The organism is Thioalkalivibrio versutus (assembly GCF_001020955.1).
Lineage (GTDB): Bacteria > Pseudomonadota > Gammaproteobacteria > Ectothiorhodospirales > Ectothiorhodospiraceae > Thioalkalivibrio > Thioalkalivibrio versutus.
Genome location: NZ_CP011367.1, coordinates 1,850,335 through 1,865,802, shown reverse-complemented (window position 1 = coordinate 1,865,802; position 15,468 = coordinate 1,850,335). Strand labels below are relative to the sequence as shown.

At 67.4% G+C, this 15,468-nt stretch carries 20 protein-coding genes; 11 read left to right on the top strand and 9 right to left on the bottom strand.

Going from position 1 to position 15,468, the window contains the following annotated elements; all coding sequences use genetic code 11:
• Positions 1-15 precede the first annotated feature (15 nt).
• The 4 genes from rluB (at position 16) to TVD_RS08650 (ending at position 3,192) form a co-directional block, all read left to right on the top strand.
• Positions 16-1,020: a 23S rRNA pseudouridine(2605) synthase RluB gene (rluB, locus tag TVD_RS08665; protein ID WP_018144185.1), complete on the top strand. Its 1,005-nt coding sequence runs from the start codon at positions 16-18 to the stop codon at positions 1,018-1,020.
• 5 nt (positions 1,021-1,025) lie between these two features.
• Complete coding sequence (locus TVD_RS08660) at positions 1,026-1,667, top strand: endonuclease III domain-containing protein (protein ID WP_047251368.1); 642 nt, start codon at positions 1,026-1,028, stop codon at positions 1,665-1,667.
• Positions 1,668-1,746: 79 nt separating this feature from the next.
• Positions 1,747-1,962 (top strand): LapA family protein, encoded by a 216-nt coding sequence (locus TVD_RS08655; RefSeq protein ID WP_018144183.1) that lies wholly within the window; start codon positions 1,747-1,749, stop codon positions 1,960-1,962.
• A gap of 42 nt (positions 1,963-2,004) precedes the next feature.
• On the top strand, positions 2,005-3,192 hold the full coding sequence (locus TVD_RS08650) for an MFS transporter (protein ID WP_047251367.1): 1,188 nt from the start codon (positions 2,005-2,007) through the stop codon (positions 3,190-3,192).
• Positions 3,193-3,224: 32 nt separating this feature from the next.
• Here the strand turns inward: TVD_RS08650 and TVD_RS08645 are convergent, their stop codons facing one another.
• Complete coding sequence (locus tag TVD_RS08645; RefSeq protein ID WP_047251366.1) at positions 3,225-3,944, bottom strand: hemerythrin domain-containing protein; 720 nt, start codon at positions 3,942-3,944, stop codon at positions 3,225-3,227.
• A complete protein-coding gene (locus tag TVD_RS08640) occupies positions 3,937-4,563 on the bottom strand; it encodes a hemerythrin domain-containing protein (protein WP_082119107.1) in 627 nt (208 codons plus the stop codon). Before TVD_RS08640 ends, TVD_RS08645 begins: the two co-directional genes overlap by 8 nt.
• 55 nt (positions 4,564-4,618) lie before the next feature.
• On the opposite strand from TVD_RS08640, the gene TVD_RS08635 reads away from it, so the two are divergent.
• From TVD_RS08635 to rnk, 5 genes are all read left to right on the top strand, one after another.
• Positions 4,619-5,017 (top strand): hypothetical protein, encoded by a 399-nt coding sequence (locus TVD_RS08635; protein ID WP_026305984.1) that lies wholly within the window; start codon positions 4,619-4,621, stop codon positions 5,015-5,017.
• Positions 5,017-5,469, top strand: coding sequence for a biotin/lipoyl attachment domain-containing protein (locus TVD_RS08630; protein WP_018144178.1), 453 nt, complete (start codon positions 5,017-5,019; stop codon positions 5,467-5,469). Before TVD_RS08635 ends, TVD_RS08630 begins: the two co-directional genes overlap by 1 nt.
• A 10-nt stretch (positions 5,470-5,479) precedes the next feature.
• Positions 5,480-6,148: a glutaredoxin family protein gene (locus tag TVD_RS08625; protein WP_018175769.1), complete on the top strand. Its 669-nt coding sequence runs from the start codon at positions 5,480-5,482 to the stop codon at positions 6,146-6,148.
• A 49-nt stretch (positions 6,149-6,197) separates the two neighbouring features.
• Positions 6,198-6,545 (top strand): rhodanese-like domain-containing protein, encoded by a 348-nt coding sequence (locus TVD_RS08620; RefSeq protein WP_018175770.1) that lies wholly within the window; start codon positions 6,198-6,200, stop codon positions 6,543-6,545.
• A gap of 464 nt (positions 6,546-7,009) precedes the next feature.
• Positions 7,010-7,420, top strand: a complete 411-nt coding sequence (rnk, locus tag TVD_RS08615) for a nucleoside diphosphate kinase regulator (protein WP_018144175.1) — start codon at positions 7,010-7,012, stop codon at positions 7,418-7,420.
• Between the two features lie 15 nt (positions 7,421-7,435).
• Here rnk and TVD_RS08610 read toward each other — a convergent pair whose 3' ends face one another.
• The 4 genes from TVD_RS08610 to TVD_RS08595 form a co-directional block, all read right to left on the bottom strand.
• Complete coding sequence (locus TVD_RS08610) at positions 7,436-8,869, bottom strand: Y-family DNA polymerase (protein WP_047251948.1); 1,434 nt, start codon at positions 8,867-8,869, stop codon at positions 7,436-7,438.
• Positions 8,870-9,029: 160 nt separating this feature from the next.
• Positions 9,030-9,662 carry a translesion DNA synthesis-associated protein ImuA gene (gene imuA / locus TVD_RS08605; protein WP_047251365.1) on the bottom strand — a complete coding sequence of 211 codons (633 nt, stop codon included), beginning with the start codon at positions 9,660-9,662 and terminating at the stop codon, positions 9,030-9,032.
• Positions 9,663-9,665: 3 nt separating this feature from the next.
• On the bottom strand, positions 9,666-10,283 hold the full coding sequence (gene lexA / locus TVD_RS08600) for a transcriptional repressor LexA (protein ID WP_047251364.1): 618 nt from the start codon (positions 10,281-10,283) through the stop codon (positions 9,666-9,668).
• A 331-nt stretch (positions 10,284-10,614) separates the two neighbouring features.
• Positions 10,615-11,106 (bottom strand): Lrp/AsnC family transcriptional regulator, encoded by a 492-nt coding sequence (locus TVD_RS08595; RefSeq protein ID WP_018938071.1) that lies wholly within the window; start codon positions 11,104-11,106, stop codon positions 10,615-10,617.
• A 179-nt stretch (positions 11,107-11,285) separates the two neighbouring features.
• Here TVD_RS08595 and TVD_RS08590 point away from each other — a divergent pair, with 179 nt between their 5' ends.
• Entirely contained in the window at positions 11,286-12,971 is a 1,686-nt protein-coding gene (locus TVD_RS08590) for a 2-isopropylmalate synthase (RefSeq protein WP_018649961.1), read from the top strand.
• Positions 12,972-13,122: 151 nt separating this feature from the next.
• Here TVD_RS08590 and TVD_RS08585 read toward each other — a convergent pair whose 3' ends face one another.
• The 3 genes from TVD_RS08585 to TVD_RS08575 form a co-directional block, all read right to left on the bottom strand.
• Positions 13,123-13,566: a type II toxin-antitoxin system VapC family toxin gene (locus TVD_RS08585; protein WP_018938069.1), complete on the bottom strand. Its 444-nt coding sequence runs from the start codon at positions 13,564-13,566 to the stop codon at positions 13,123-13,125.
• Entirely contained in the window at positions 13,550-13,777 is a 228-nt protein-coding gene (locus TVD_RS08580) for a type II toxin-antitoxin system Phd/YefM family antitoxin (RefSeq protein WP_018938068.1), read from the bottom strand. The genes TVD_RS08585 and TVD_RS08580 overlap by 17 nt, the downstream gene beginning before the upstream one ends.
• Before the next feature lie 90 nt (positions 13,778-13,867).
• On the bottom strand, positions 13,868-14,710 hold the full coding sequence (locus TVD_RS08575; RefSeq protein ID WP_019568654.1) for an ion transporter: 843 nt from the start codon (positions 14,708-14,710) through the stop codon (positions 13,868-13,870).
• 152 nt (positions 14,711-14,862) lie between these two features.
• Between TVD_RS08575 and TVD_RS08570 the strand changes: the two genes are divergently transcribed.
• Positions 14,863-15,465: a class I SAM-dependent methyltransferase gene (locus TVD_RS08570; RefSeq protein ID WP_018950837.1), complete on the top strand. Its 603-nt coding sequence runs from the start codon at positions 14,863-14,865 to the stop codon at positions 15,463-15,465.
• The last annotated feature ends 3 nt before the right edge of the window (positions 15,466-15,468 follow it).

Sequence of the window (15,468 nt, the reverse complement as noted above, 5' to 3'; positions counted from 1 at the left end):
GCTGGAGTTCCGGGAATGTCGGAGCGGGTACAGAAGGTCCTGGCGGCGCGCGGGCTGGGTTCGCGGCGCGAGATCGAGGGCTGGATCGAGCGCGGCGAGGTGCAGGTGAACAACCGCACCGTGAAGCTGGGCGACCAGGTCGACGAGCACGACGTGATCCGCGTGCGCGGGCGCATCGTGCGGCGCCCGGAGCATCCGCATCGGTGGATCGTGTATCACAAGCCGGTGGGCGAGATCTGCAGCCGCTCGGACCCCGAGGGGCGGCGGCCGGTGTTTGCCAGCCTGCCGCGGTTGAAGGGGCAGCGCTGGGTGGCCGTGGGCCGGCTGGATCTGAATACCTCGGGCCTGCTGCTGTTCACCACCGATGGCGAACTGGCCAACCGGCTGATGCACCCGAGCATGGCCCTGGAACGCGAGTACGCGGTGCGCGTGCTGGGCGAGGTGCCGCCGGCGACCCAGGACATGCTGCGCGAAGGCGTGGAACTGGAGGATGGCGCGGCCCGTTTCGACAGTCTGGAAGAGCAGGGTGGGGAAGGCGCCAATCACTGGTTTCATGTGGTGGTCAGCGAAGGCCGCAACCGGCTGGTGCGCCGCCTGTGGGATGCGGTCGGGGTCACGGTCAGCCGCCTGATCCGGGTGCGCTACGGGCCGGTGGTCCTCGGGCACGGGCTGAAGACCGGTGCGGTGCGGGATCTGGAGACCCGCGAGGTGGCCGGGTTGTACGAGGCGGCGGACCTGCCCGTGCCGGACTCCGTGCGCACGCGCGGTCGCGGCGGCCCGCGACGCGATCCGCGCGGCAAACCGCGGGATCAACGCCCCGGCAAGGCGGCGCCGGCGGGCAAGGCCCGCACCAGCCGGGCGGCGCGCGAGGACGGCTGGAGTTCGTCGCCGCCGAAGAAGCCGGGCAAGTCTTCGTCCCCCGCGGGGCGCGGCGGCTCCCGGGGCGCGAAGCCTGCGGGAGGTCGACCCGGCGGCCGCTCGGGCGGCGGTGGCAAACCGGGCGGTAGCCGTCAGCGGTAGCTCCTGTGCGGATCCCCGAGCTCCTGGAGGCCCTGCGCGCGGAGTACGGCGACCTGCAGTGGTGGCCGGCGGAGACGGCGTTCGAGGTGATGGTCGGCGCGGTGCTGACGCAGAACACCAGCTGGACCAACGTCGAGAAGGCGCTGGCCAACTTGCGCGGTATCGACGCGCTGTCGCCGGAGGGCTTGATGGCCCTGAGCCGGGAAGAGTTGGCCGAACACATTCGTCCCAGTGGCTATTTCAACGTGAAGGCGGATCGCTTGCGCCACCTGCTGGCCTTCCTGGAGGCGTCCGGCGGGATCGAGGGGCTGGCGGCGCTGGACACCGACGCGCTGCGCGCGGCGCTGCTGGGGGTCAAGGGTGTCGGGCCGGAGACCGCCGACGATATCGTGCTGTACGCCTTCGAGCGCCCGGTGTTCGTGGTGGATGCCTATACCCGCCGGTTGTTCGAGCGTCTGGACCTGCCGCAGGCACGGGCTCCGTACGATGCGCTGCGCGAGCACGTCGAGGTGGCACTGGGGCCGGATGTGGCGGCGCTGAACGACCTGCATGCGCTGATCGTGGAACATGGCAAGGAGCGCTGCCGGCCACGGCCGCGCTGTGATGCCTGTCCGGTGCGGCGGCACTGCACCCACGCCGAGGCCTGAAACCCACCGCCCGGCCGGTTGACGCCCGCGGCGGGGCGCCGGAACCTGAGAGGCATGTCCGACTGACCAGGGAGGTCCCATGCGTTACCTGTACACCCTGTTGATTATCGTGTTCGTCGCGGTGGTTGCGATCTTTGCGATCCAGAACCTGCGTCTCGTAACGCTCAACTTCCTCACCCTGTACGTAACCCTGCCACTGGCGCTGCTGATTGTCGGAATCTACCTGCTGGGCCTGGTCTCCGGGGGTGCCCTGGTCGCGTTGCTGAAGCGCTGGATACGCGGCGCCAGTCGTTGAGCCGCGTGGTGTCCTTCGGGGCGGCATCCCTCGATGGCTGACATGATCCGCCGCCATCCGCTGGCGGTGATCGTGGTGGCGCAGCTGTTCGGGACGTCACTGTGGTTTTCGGTCAACGGGGTCGGGCTGTCGCTGCAGCAGGCACTGGGGTGGTCGCCCGCCGAGATCGGCTGGCTGACGATGGCCACCCAGCTCGGTTTCATCACCGGGACGCTGGCGGTCGCCGCCACGGGGCTGGCGGATCGCTTTCGTGCTAGTCGTGTGTTCGCCATCTCGGCGCTTTTCGGGGCCGGGCTCAATGCCGTCTTCATTCTGCTCGCCGGCGTCTGGGAGCTGGCCCTGCTGACGCGCTTTCTGGTCGGGCTGGCGTTGGCCGGGGTTTATCCGCTGGGCATGAAGCTGGTGATCGGCTGGACCCCGCAGTACAAGGGCTGGGCGCTGTCCTGGCTGCTCGGAATGCTGACCCTGGGGACCGCGCTCCCTCATCTGCTGCGTGGCGCCACGCTCGATTTCCCGTGGGCGGTGCCCGTGCTTCTGGCCTCGGGCCTGGCCCTGCTGGCCGCGCTGATGATCCTGCGTCTGGGGGATGGCCCGCATCTGCCGCCACCGGGGAGCACGCCGGGGCTCGGGAAGGGCTTCCATGCCCTGGCACGGCGGGATTTTCGCGCCGTGGCCGGGGGCTACTTCGGGCACTGCTGGGAACTGTATGCGTTCTGGACGCTGGTGCCTCTGCTGGTAGCCCGTGAGCTCGCACGGATGGAGGCCGATGCGGCCCTGATTCCGTGGCTGGCCTTTGGCGTGATCGCGCTGGGTCTGGCGGGCTGTGTCTGGGGTGGGCGCCTGAGTCGGGGCCTGGGAAGCCTGCGTGTGGCGCGGGTGGCACTGGCAACCTCGGGCCTGGCCTGTCTGCTGTACCCGCTGCTTGCGGGGCAGTCGCCCTGGTTGCTGTTCGGCCTCCTGGCGCTGTGGGGGCTCACGGTGATCGCGGACTCGCCCCAATTCTCCGCGCTGGCCGCGGACAGCGCGCCGGAGGATGCCGTGGGTTCCGCGTTGAGCGTGATGAATGCAATCGGCTTTGCGCTGACCTTGCCGGGCATCTGGCTGACCGGCTGGTTATGGGCGGATGGCGGGGTTTGGGTCCTGTGGCTGTTGCTGCCCGGCCCGTTGCTGGGGCTTTGGGCGCTGGCGCGCCTGTCGGCGCCGCATCGCGCCCGGGAAGCCGTGGATTGACTCGAGTGCGGCCGCGCAGCCATGCGGGGCGCTCAGTTGCTGTGGGGTGCCGGGTCGGGTGCCGTTAGCAGGGTCTGGGCGCGTTCAAGCAACTCGGCGGCGGCATCGGGCTGTTCGCGCAGGGCGCGGCTCCAGTGCGGGAACAGGTTCTGTTCCTCGCGGCCTTCGTGCTTGGCCAGCGCGCCGGAGATCAGGGCGAAGAACGGGGCCACGGCCCAGGCCTCGTCCACGCCTTCGCTGAATTCGTGTTCCAGCATCGCGGTCTGTTCCAGGATCTCGTCGTGCTCGCGCAGCATGATCGAGGTGGGATCCTGGCCGTTCGGGCTGCGGGGCAGGTCCAGCAGGGGGACGATCAGTTCGTTTTCCACCTCCACGTGGCGACGCAGGCCGTCGACATAGGCGTGGAAATCCGGCGCTGCGCCTTCGAGGTCGCCGGCGTTGACCTTGTGCAGGGCGCTGGCGAACAGGCGGTCGATGCGCAGGTGATCGCGTTCCAGCAGGTCGACCAGGTCCACCGGGGCGACGTCCTCGCGGCGTTGTACCGCGAGCTTCCACAAGGGCGGGCCGTCTTCGAGCACCCGCCAGTGGATGGCCTGACGCAGCTGCAGGCTGACCGCGTCCATCAGCATCTTCGGTTCCTGATCCAGCCAGACCTCGAAGACCTGACCGCTGCGCAGTTCGCGCAGGGTGTAGTACGCGCGGGTGTGGGCATGCTCGGCCAGGCCGCGGAGGTCGAGTACGAAATCAGCCACGGTCTGCGCTCGCGATGCCCCGGCGTGCGGCCATGGCGGCACCGATGGCGCGGCGGTCTTCCGGGCCTAGCAGGTGCTCGGCAAAGGGGAGTACGGCGCGCTCTTCCAGATCGAGGTGGATGCGGTATTGGCGTATCCAGGCGTCGGCCCCGTCGAGGTCCGCCGGCTGGCCCGCGGCGATGCGTTGCAGGGCCGGCTCCAGTCGATCCCAGCCGGCCTCGATCTCGTCATGTTCGGCGGTCAGGCGGTCCAGCCATTCGCACAATTGCGGATGACTCTCGGGGTGGCCACAGTGCTGGCGCAGCACGGGGAACAGGTCCTGGTCCTCGTCCGCGTGGTGGTTGGGCGCTGCCTCGTGAAAGTAGTTCAGGACCCGTTGCGCGGCGCCTCGGGCCTCTTCGTCGGCGCCGTTGTCGGCCAAATGAGCGGGCAGGCGCTCGAGGATGTCCAGAGAGTTGAGGATTCGGCGATGGCACGCCCGCAGCAACTCGATGGGCTGCTGGAATCCGGGAACACTTTCGTGGAGTTGCGCGTGCATGGGGTATCGGACCTTCGCAGAGTGGTCAACAAGCAGGCGACTTTCGCCGAAGCGCTCGCGCCCCGTCTTGATCTCGATCAATGTAAATTGAATATAGCTTAAAGTATGCTGTGCGAAACCTGGCCTGGAGCTTTTGATGCACCCTCGGAACCGGATGTTCATCCTCGCGGCCCTCGCCTATGCCCTGCTGGGCGGGCTGCTCGGCATCCTCTGGCTGGCCCATCCCGGCCTGATCCCCGGCAATGTGCCGCGCATCCATGGCCACCTGATGCTGCTGGGGTTCGTGACCATGATGATCTATGGCGTGGGTCTGCATGTGTTGCCGCGCTTTTCCGGACGTTCGCTGTTCTCCGAGCGCCTGGGCCATGTGCAGTTCCTGCTGGCCAATCTCGGGCTCCTGGTGATGATCGCGGGCTGGCTGGCCTTTCATAACCCGACCGTCGCGGTCGGCGGGGCGATGGCCTGGGGGGCGATGATCCTGTTCGCACTGAACATTGCACTCACCGTGCGTCACTACGGTCCGAAGGGGGCGTAATGAGTCATACGGAATACAACGGCTGCGAGCTGCCGGACGACCTGTTCTATGACCTGGATTATGTCTGGGTCCGTCCGGAGGACGACGGCACCTTTACCCTCGGGATTACCGATCCCGCCCAGACCATGGCGGGGCGGGTGCAGTACTTCCGCTTTCGCAAGCCGGGTTCGCACCGCGCCGCGGGCAAGCCGGTGGCGCGGCTGGAGTCCGGCAAGTGGGCGGGGGGCATCCCTACGCCGTTCGACGGCACCATTGAGCGCATCAATCCGGCCGTGGAGGCCGATCCGGGGCTGGTGAACGTGGCCCCCTATACCGATGCCTGGGTCGTGGTGATGCGCCCGGACGATCCGGAAGCGGCGCTGGAGCGGCTACATACGGGGGCCGAGGCGATTGCCGGTCTGAAACAATGGGTCGATCGCTACGACATCCACTGCATGCGCTGCGCGGACTGAGGGCGGGATCATGAAAGTGGAACTGCTGGTGTCCGAATGGTGCGCCTCCTGCCACGATGCCGAGCGCATCTGGCGCGAGGTGGCGGAAAACAAACAGATCGACTTCGCGGTGGTCGACATGGGCCAGCCCGAAGGGCGCGAACTGGCGACCCGGCTGCGCATCCGGTCGATCCCGGCCGTGGTGGTGGATGGCGAGCTCAAGCACATCGGGCTGCTGGATCGCACCGCCGCGACCGCACTGGTGGCGGAGGCCCCGGAACGCACACAGAAGGCCGCGCGCCATGTCGGGCTGGGGTTGTCGGCCTCCAGCCGGGCCTCGGTGCTGGGCGCGATGATTTGGCTGCTGATCGCGGGTGCCGCGTTGCCACTGGGCGGGTTCTTCCTCGAGGGTGCGGCGCGTCCGGCCGCGCTGCATGGCTTTACCCTGGGTTTTCTTCTGTTGCTGATCATGGGGCTTGGCGAGCACATGCTGCCGCGCTTTACCGGCCACCCGATCGCCAGTGGCTGGCTGTGGGCCTGGACGCCGCAGGTCCTGGTGCATCTGGCCGTGCTGGGCATGGGGCTCGGCTGGATCCTGGGCGTTGCGATGTTAACGGCGGTGGGTGCGGTGGCGGCGCTGGTCGGGCTGGTCCTGTTCACCCTTCGGGTGGTCCCACTGCTGGTACGTCCGTCGTTGTGACCCGGGCGCGCGCTAAACTTGCGGTTCACGCAGCCAACGGAGTCCTCCTGTGAGTCTTTTCGAGAAGCGTATTCGCGAGCTGGAACAAAGCCTGCCGCATCTGGAACCAGGGGAGGTGGCGCGCTGGCTCGAGGAAGAGAAACCGTTTCTGCTGGTGGATGTGCGCCAGCCCGAGGAGGCGGCCGAGGGGACGATCGAGGGCGCGATCAACATCCCGCGGCCCAAGCTAGAGGCCGGTATCGAGTCTCATATGGCGGATGCGGACCAGCCCGTCGTGGTGTTCTGTGGCGGTCGCGGCCGGTCCCAGCTCGTGGCCGACAGCCTGCGCACGATGGGTATCAATGCGCATGTGCTGCGCGGGGGCTACGCGGCGTGGCGGGAGACCTGGCCTCGGTGAGGGCGCAAGGCAAAGGCTAGGGAGACGCTGATTAATTCGCACGTCCGCGTTGGTGCCCCATTTTTTCCGAGACAAGGCGCGGTGCGCAGCGCCGTAGTCACTCTACGGTCAAACGCCGCAACGCAGGATCGGGGAAAATGGGGCGCCAACCCCTTGAGGGCTCGGCCGCCCGTTGTTGACGAAAATGGGCCCGCTGACCGCGTTGCGGCTTGCTTATGTAGCTCGGCTACACTTCGCTCACCGCGCCTTGTCAGCGAGCAAAATCGATCGAGCGCGGACGTGCGAATTAATCAGCGTCTCCCTATGTGCGGCTCCCGCTTACGAGCACGGTGATGGGCGCTATAGCTTTTTTGCCGGGTCTTGGCTAGTCTCCCGAGTAAGTTTCCCGGTTTCCGGAAATTCCCTGAATATTATTTGCCTGGCGCGTCTCCCCGGAGGCGCGTTCTGCATTCTGGAGTAAGAAAGTGAACAAGCCGAAGATCATTGTCTCCACCACGGACATGGAGCGCCTGGACAAGCTGCTGGAGTCGCTTCCGGATGGCAGTTTCCCCGGCAAGGCCGATCTCGAGTCCGAACTGGATCGCGCGGATGTCGTGGATTCGCACGAGGTTCCGGGTTCGGTGGTGACGATGAACTCGAAGGTCCGGTTCCGGGTGATCGAGTCCGGCGACGAGTTTTCGATGACACTGGTGTACCCACGTGATGTGGACGAGAGTGGCGGCACGCTGTCGATCCTGGCGCCGGTGGGCAGTGCGCTGCTGGGCCTGTCCGAGGGCGACGAGATCGAGTGGCCGCGCCCGGGCGGGGGGCAGATGCACGTGCGCATCGAGGAGGTCGAGTACCAGCCGGAGCGCGCGGGCGAATACCATCGCTGACGCGGCGTCCCCCCCTCAGCCCCAGTAACCCTGGCGATACCACTGGCCGCTGCGCAGGCAGCGGTACAGCCAGAGCCGGCGGCCCTGACGGTCGCGGCTGCAAGCGTAGTCGCGGCGCGCGTCCTGGCCGTGATCCCACCAGCCGTCTTCCAGTCGTCCCAGCCATTGGGGCTGGTCGGGGGGCGCGGCGGGCTCGGGGCCCTGTAGCCAGAGGGCAGTTCCGCAGGCCCGTTGGCCCGGGGTTGGAGCGGTGGGGGCCGGAGTGGTGGCGAGATCGTGTCGCGGCCGCTGGGCATCCTCCGGTCTCGGTGTGCGGCGGTTGATCAGACGGGCGACGGCCTGCTCGCCCAGCCGGGCGCGCAGGCGAGCCAGCACGGCGGGTAGCTGATCGGCCGGTGGTCTGCTCGCCGGGTCTGCGGCGAGCAGACTGTCGCCCCGGGCCGGTGGGTCCAGCAAGCGGGGTGCCTGCAGGCGCAGGCCGATCACCGCCGCCGGCAGGGTCTCGCGATCCAGTCGGGTCTGCCACAGGGGCAGCCACTCGTCGGTGCGAATGCCCGGCTGCCCGCGCTCCAGTGAGATGCGGGTATACGCCTCGCGGTGGGCCAGTTCCAGTGTCATCCCCTGCAGGCTGCGGTTCAGGCCGCGCAACTGCGCCTCGGCCTGGCGCAGCAGCCGCTTGAGCGGGAAGGCCAGGGTCGCCGTGGCGTGGATCTCGTGCTCCAGGCGCAGGGACAGATCCAGCACCGGGGGTGGCGCAAAGCGGGGCAGGGTCTCCGCGCGCCGCGCCAGCAGTCGGTCCAGCAGGTCCAGCAACTCCGGTCCGTGGCGGCGGGCCAGTTCGGGGCGCGACAGGCGCAGCAGATCGCCCAATTGGCGCAGGCCCACGGCGCGCAGGCCCTCGCGGGTCGCGGCGGCCAGTGGCAGGGCCTCCAGCGGAACCGGGGACAGGATGCGGCGCAGGGCCTCGGGGTCTTCCGCGATCGCGGGGTTGCGCAGGCGGGCCAGCAGGCGCGCGGCGGCGGGGCTGCGGGCCAGTCCGATACGGGGATGGAAGCCCAGTTCGGTCAGGGTGTCCCGCGCCTGGTCGCGCAGGGTCTCGAGGCCGCCGAACAGGCGGCGGCTGCGCCCGACCTCCACCAGGATGCGCTGTGCCTCCGGCTCCGGGTGCACGTGATCGGAGAACCGCAGCAGTACGCCGGCCAGCATCTCCAGTTGGGTCTGCAGGGTGTCCGGGGCATGCTCGACCAGTTCCGGGGTATCCAGCACCGCCAGGGCATCCCCCAGCGCCATGCCGGGGCGGGCACCCGCCTGGCGGGCGGCGCGGTTGGCGGCGTGCACCCGGGGGGCAGGGTCGGATTCCACCACCAGCAGGGGGCGCTGAAGCCGCCCGGGGTCCGGCTCCGTCCGGGCCAGCGCGTCCAGCGCAAGGTGCGGCAGGTCGATTGCCATCCAGTGTTCCTGCCGTTGCCGGGCGGCGCGGTTGGCGGTATGCGTCTCCGGTGGCCGGGGTGCGGTGACGGGCAGGGCTGCGGCCGGAAGCAGGCTCAGTTGTTGTCGGACCGGCTCCGGGTGTGTGGTCGCACGCGAGGGACGGGCAGGCTGGCCCATCTCAGGCCTCCGGTGGTTCGGGAACCTGCAGGGGGTGGCCGGAGCGGGCCCAGTGGCCGGCCCCCTTCAGGCAGTGCAGTTCCAGGCCGGAGGCCGCGGGCTGCCAGCGCAGGCGCTGGTGGGCCGGCGAAGGCTGTGCCGCGGCGTTTGGTGGCCGGTACAGGATCGCGCAGGCCCGGCTCTCGCTGGCGGCCAGACGCAGTCGGCGCAGCAGGGCCGTCTCCACGGGGCCGCGCAGCCAGGTGAGCAGGACGCCAAAGGCGGGGTCACGCAGGCACTGCTCGCCGGCCCACAGGGTGTCGCGGTCGTGCTCGGTATGGATCAGCAGGACCCGCTCTGGCGGGATGCCGAGTGTCTGCCAGCCGGGCAGCCAGGGCGTGGCCGGGGGCGCGATCATCGCGATCCAGTAGCCGTCGCGGCCGCAGGCGGCGAGCATGGGGACCAGCAGCCGGGTCTCGCCACAGCCGAACGGGGCCCCCAGCAGTTCGATCAGCTGGCCGCGTGGCCAGCCCCCGCCCAGGGCCCGGTCCAGTTCCGCATGGCCGCTGGGCCAGACCGGGGCATTCGGGGCCGGGACGGCACTGCGCCCGCGCCAGAGCGCCGGGTGGTCGAGCAGGGTATCCAGCGCGCCCATGGCTTAGGTCTGGGGTTCGAGATCGCGCAATACGCCCACGCCGATGCCCTCGATGGCCAGGTCCTGGCGCTCGAGGTCGATCTCGATGGGGGCGAAGTCGGGGTTCTCCGGGAGCAGGCGCACCTTCGGGCCGTCCTGCGCGAAGCGCTTGACGGTGACCTCGTCCTCGATGCGGGCGACCACGATCTGGCCGGGCCGGGCCTCCGGGGTCTGGCGCACGGCCAGCAGGTCGCCGTCGAGGATGCCGGCGTCGCGCATGCTCTCGCCGTGTACGCGCAGGAGATAGTCCGGGCGGCCGCGGAACAGGGCGTCGTCGACCCGGTAGTGGCGCTCGATATGCTCGGTGGCAAGGATCGGCGAGCCGGCGGCGACGCGCCCGACCAGAGGGAGTTCGGCCGGTGCGCCACGGGCGGCGCCCGGCAGGCGTATGCCGCGGGAGGTGCCGCCCAGCAGTTCGATCGCGCCTTTCTTCTCCAGGGCCTTCAGATGGCACTCGGCCGCGTAGGGCGAGCGGAAGCCGAAGGCCCGGGCGATCTCGCTGCGGGTCGGTGCCGTGCCCTGGGTAGCGATGGTCTCGGCGATGTAGTCGAAGATGGCTTGCTGGCGTTCAGTAAGCGACACAAGGCGCCCTCCAGTAACTGTCTATATATACAGTACAGGGGTGGCTGGCGCGAGGACAAGGGCGGATGCACCACAGAGGACACGGAGGGCACGGAGAAGGGCAAGGGCGATTCACAGGAAGGTTGGAAGATCGGAAGGATTTTCAGGGCCGGTAGGATGTGATGAGCGGAGCGAATCGCATCGTGTAGTTATCCCCGTGGCAGCGACGCTCCCGGATTGATGCGTTTCGCTTCGCTCAACAGCATCCTACCCCTCTGAAAGCCCCGTGATTTTCTCTGTGATCTCTGTGCCCTCTGTGGTGCAACCGCCCTTGACCTTAAGGCGCTCGTGCTCAGGTGGGGGTGTAGTCCAGTGGCAGGGCAGTGCGGTCGACCACGCGGCGCAGCACGAAGCTGGAATGGACGCTGTCCACGCCCTCCAGTCGGGTGATGCGGCGCAGCAGGAATTCCTGGTAGGCATCCATGTCGGGGACGACCACCTGCAGCATGTAGTCCGCCGACTGGCCGGTGATCAGGTAGCAGTGCTGGACCTCGGCGTAGCTCGCCACGGTCTCCTCGAAGTGGGCGAAGCGCTCCGGGGTGTGGCGGTCCATGCCGATATGGATCAGGGCGGTCAGCTCCAACCCCAGGCTGCGCCGATCCAGCAGGGCTACGCGGCTCAACAGGACGCCGGCTTGTTCCAGCGCACGCACCCGACGCAGACAGGGGGAGGGGCTGAGCCCCACGCGATCGGCCAGGGCCTGATTGGACAGGCTCGCATCCTCCTGCAGGATCTCGAGGATGCGGCGGTCATAGCGGTCGAGTCGGTGTGGTTCGGATTTCATGGTTGAATATTGCTCTACAGTGGCTTTATTGCGCAAGGATAGTGCGCAACTATTGCGTTCTTAGGGAAAAACGCAAGGTTATGCCGGGGACAATGCGTTAGGATAATGCACAGACAGAAATCCGGAGCGCGGCACCCGACCACACGGCGAGGCCGCGCCCCTTACAGGAGACGAACACGATGGCCTTCGATCACACCAAGTACGCCCCGTTCCCGCCGATCGACAAGTCCGATCGCCGCTGGCCGGCGCAGCGCACCACGGCCGCCCCGCGTTTCTGCGCGGTGGACCTGCGCGACGGCAACCAGGCGCTGGTGCACCCGATGAGCGTGGAGCAGAAGATGCGCTTCTTCGAGGTGCTGGTGGGGATCGGTCTGACCGAGATCGAGATCGGCTTCCCGTCCGCCTCGCAGATCGACTACGACTTTACCCGCCGCCTGATCGATGAAGACCGGATCCCCGAGGGCGTGTACATCCAGGTGCTGACCCAGGCGCGCGAGGACCTGATCCAGAAGACCTTCGCGGCGCTGGAGGGCGCCCCGCGCGCGGTGGTGCACGTGTACAACTCCACCAACCCGGCGCAGCGCGAGCAGGTCTTCCGCATGGATCGCGACGGCGTGCGCGGCATTGCCGAAAACGGTGCGCGCTGGGTGCGTGACCATGCGGCGAAGTACCCGCAGACCGACTGGATCTTCCAGTACTCGCCGGAGAGCTTCTCCACCACCGAGCTGGACTTCGCGGTCGAGGTGGTCGATGCGGTGAATGCGATCTGGCGCCCGGACCAGGGCCAGAAGGTCGTGATCAACCTGCCGGCCACGGTCGAGTCCGCCACGCCGAACGTCTTTGCCGACCAGGTCGAGTGGTTCTGCGACCACGTGCAGTACCGCGAGCATTTCTGCGTGTCGCTGCATACGCACAACGACCGGGGCACCGGCGTGGCCGCGGCCGAGCTGGGGCTGCTGGCCGGGGCCGACCGCCTGGAAGGCACGCTGTTCGGCAATGGCGAGCGCACCGGCAACATGGATCTGGTCACCGTCGGCATGAACCTGTACTCGCAGGGCATTGACCCGACCATTGACCTGTCCGACATGGAGCGGCTGATGGACGTGTACAAGGAGTGCACCGACATGCCCATCAACCCGCGCCACCCGTGGGCGGGCGAGCTGGTCTACACCGCCTTCTCCGGCAGCCACCAGGACGCGATCCGCAAGGGCCTGGCGCATTACAAGGAGAAGGGCGGCCACTGGAACGTGCCCTACCTGCCGATCGACCCGAGCGATCTGGGCCGGCGTTACGAGGAGGTCGTGCGCATCAACAGCCAGTCCGGCAAGGGTGGGGTCACGCATGTGCTGGAGCGCGACTACGGCATCGAATTGCCGCGCTGGCTGGCGATCGAGTTCGCCCGCATCGTGCAGAAGGATGCCGAGACCTCGCAGATCGAGGTCTCCTCGAAGCGCATCCACGAGCTGTTCGAAAAGCATTACCTGACGCCGGTTACCGGCTGGGATCTGGTGCGTTACGAGATCGAGAAGGACGGTCCTGTGGTGCGGCTGGATGCGACCATGGGCCCGCCCGGGCGTGAATCCCGCCTGCGGGGCGAGGGCCACGGCGCGGTCGCGGCGCTGACCTCCGCCATGGAGGCCGAGCGTGGCGTGCAGGTGAAGATCACCCACTTCGACGAGCACGCGATGGAGTCCGGCACCGAGGCGCGCGCCATGGCCGCCGTGGACGTGCAGGTCGATGGCGAACGCTCCGTGGGCGTCGCCCTGGGCGAGGACACCACTGCCGCGACGCTGCAGGCCGTCCTGAACGCCACCGGCCGCCGTCTGGGCGAACGCGCTGCCGAGCCGGCCGCCGTTAACGCCTGATTTCGGCGGGGCCCCGCCCCTGCCAGTCTGCGGTCTACCGTAGGGTGCGTAGAGCAAAGCGAAACGCACCGTCACCCAGGCGTTTGGGTCGCGATGCGATTCGCTGCGCTCATCGGCATCCTACCTACGGATAGGTTGGGTGCCCGAGGCGTCAGAATCGACGAACGGTCAGCCCCATCGATGAAGCCGCATCCGCGAGGACGTTGTCTGCGGTGGCGATCACCGGAATCTCATGGTGGCGCGCGGTTGCGATGTGCAGCGCGTCCAGCGTCCGCAATGGATGTTCGGGATAGCGGGTGATCAGGTTGGTCGCTTCGTCGAACAGTGAGTCGTCGAAGGGATAGAGTTGTAACGAGGCGCTGGAGATGTCGTCCTGGAAGGTGGCGAAGATGATCGTTTCCAGTTCCTGCGGCAGCTCCCCTATGCGTCGGCGTCGTGCGAGCAGGGACCGCAGTTCGGTCGCTACCAGGCGGCTGATGATCGCGACGTCGACGCGCTGCAGATAGTCGACGAAGGCCTCGGATCCCGGTTCGTTCAAATACCACTTGGCCAGAGCACTGGTGTCGAGGTAGCTCCGTTCATCCGCGCTCGTCACGCTCTTCCCTCAGGAGGGTTTCCGAGGGAACCAGTGGTCCGGTGCGCTGGCGAAGTTCGTGGTGGTCGGGGCGCTGGCGCCCGCGACGAACGGGCAGGACCCGTGCAATGGGCTTTCCGTGACGGGTGATGGTGATTTCCCCGGACGCCTGGACGATTTCGTCCAGATGCCCAATGGAGGCTCGCATTTCGCGGACGTTGAGCTCTTTCATGGCGCCTCCCTAAGTGTGCTTCATTTTTCGATATTGAAGCACACCGCCGTGTGTTCGGCAATGACGGGGCCGAGTGAGTAGTAAAGGGGGTTAACGTACGCGTTTCTCCAGCATGGTTTGCATGCGGGTCAGGCGTTCCTGGAGCTTGAGGGTTTCCTGCTGTATCTCGTGGATCTCCGCGTGCAGGGCCTGGTTCTCTTCGTGCACGCTGTCGTGGATCATCTGCTGCTCGATCTCCATCGAGCGGTCGTGCATGCGCTGCATGGCGTCCACGATGATGGCGATGAACAGGTTCAGCACGGTGAAGGTGGCGATCAGGATGAAGGGCACGAAGAACGCCCAGGCCCAGGGGTAGATTTCCATCACCGGGCGGGCGATGTCCTCGGACCAGCCCTCCAGCGTCATCACCTGGAACAGGCTGTACATGGTGGCGCCGAGCGTGCCGAACTTCTGCGGGAAGGATTCACCAAACAGGCCGGTAGCGATGATCGCGAACACGTAGAAGATCAGCACCAGCAATCCCATGATGGAGATGATGCCGGGGATCGCCCGCAGCAGCGCCTCCACGATGAAGCGCAGCTTCGGCACCATGGAGACCAGGCGCAACAGACGCAGCACGCGCAGCACCGAAAATGGCCCCGAGGCCGGGATCAGTGCGATCCCCACCACGAAGAAATCGAACACGTTCCACGGGTTGCGCCAGAACCGCAGGCGGTAGACGAACAGCTTGGCCAGCACTTCGGCGGTGAAGATCGACAGGATGATGGCGTCCGCACTCAGGATCACCGGGCCGATCCAGCCCATTACGGTGTCCGAGGTCTCGAGCCCCAGGGTCAGGGCGTTCAGCAGGATCAGGCCAATGATGAAGCGCTGGGTCAGCCGGGCCTCGATAAAGTGTTCCAGGCGTGCGCGCAGCGTGGGAGTTTCGCTCATGGTGTCGAAGATCGTTGGAGTCCTTGGGGACGCGCAAGAGTAGGGTAAAGCCGGGGTTCCGGCAATCGCGCGAGCGCAAGCACGCGCCACGTCAGGAGTGCCTGGCAGACGGCACGAATGGACAGATTCCCGGGAACGGAAGGAGAGCAGGGATGTGGGATGAACGTTACGCCGAGGACGACTACGTCTACGGCACTGAACCGAATGATTTTCTGCGCGCGGCAGTGGCCAACGTGCCGCGCGGGCGGGCCCTGTGCCTGGCCGAGGGGGAGGGCCGCAACGCGGTGTTCCTGGCGCAGCAGGGTTTCGACGTGCTGGCGGTGGACAGCTCCGCGGTCGGCCTGCAGAAGGCCCAGCGCCTGGCCGAGGACCGGGAGGTACAGATCGAGACCCTGGTGGCGGATCTCGCCGATTACGCGATCGAGCCGGACTCCTGGGATCTGATCGTATCGATTTTTTGCCATTTGCCACCGGACGTTCGGCGCCGCCTGCACGCTGAGGTGGTCGCGGGCCTGCGCCCGGGCGGGGTGTTCATCCTCGAGGCCTATACGCCGGCGCAACTCGAATGGGGCACGGGAGGTCCGCCCACTGCGGAATTGATGATGAAGCGGGAGGCGCTGACCGAAGAACTGGAAGGGCTGGAGTTCGAAGAGGCCGTGGAACGCGAACGCGACGTGATCGAGGGGCGTTTCCACACCGGGCGCGGTGCGGTGGTGCAGGTCCTGGCGCACAAGCCGCGGAACGACTGGGGCTAGGGA

Excerpts from the sequence above, each read along its gene's own strand:
- rluB (WP_018144185.1), top strand. The coding sequence starts at position 16 with ATGTCGGAGCGGGTACAGAAGGTCCTGGCGGCGCGCGGGCTGGGTTCG.
- TVD_RS08655 (WP_018144183.1), top strand. The coding sequence starts at position 1,747 with ATGCGTTACCTGTACACCCTGTTGATTATCGTGTTCGTCGCGGTGGTT.
- TVD_RS08650 (WP_047251367.1), top strand. The coding sequence starts at position 2,005 with ATGATCCGCCGCCATCCGCTGGCGGTGATCGTGGTGGCGCAGCTGTTC.
- TVD_RS08635 (WP_026305984.1), top strand. The coding sequence starts at position 4,619 with ATGCACCCTCGGAACCGGATGTTCATCCTCGCGGCCCTCGCCTATGCC.
- TVD_RS08630 (WP_018144178.1), top strand. The coding sequence starts at position 5,017 with ATGAGTCATACGGAATACAACGGCTGCGAGCTGCCGGACGACCTGTTC.
- TVD_RS08625 (WP_018175769.1), top strand. The coding sequence starts at position 5,480 with ATGAAAGTGGAACTGCTGGTGTCCGAATGGTGCGCCTCCTGCCACGAT.
- TVD_RS08610 (WP_047251948.1), bottom strand. The coding sequence starts at position 8,869 with ATGGCAATCGACCTGCCGCACCTTGCGCTGGACGCGCTGGCCCGGACG.
- imuA (WP_047251365.1), bottom strand. The coding sequence starts at position 9,662 with ATGGGCGCGCTGGATACCCTGCTCGACCACCCGGCGCTCTGGCGCGGG.
- TVD_RS08595 (WP_018938071.1), bottom strand. The coding sequence starts at position 11,106 with ATGAAATCCGAACCACACCGACTCGACCGCTATGACCGCCGCATCCTC.
- TVD_RS08590 (WP_018649961.1), top strand. The coding sequence starts at position 11,286 with ATGGCCTTCGATCACACCAAGTACGCCCCGTTCCCGCCGATCGACAAG.
- TVD_RS08580 (WP_018938068.1), bottom strand. The coding sequence starts at position 13,777 with ATGAAAGAGCTCAACGTCCGCGAAATGCGAGCCTCCATTGGGCATCTG.
- TVD_RS08575 (WP_019568654.1), bottom strand. The coding sequence starts at position 14,710 with ATGAGCGAAACTCCCACGCTGCGCGCACGCCTGGAACACTTTATCGAG.
- TVD_RS08570 (WP_018950837.1), top strand. The coding sequence starts at position 14,863 with ATGTGGGATGAACGTTACGCCGAGGACGACTACGTCTACGGCACTGAA.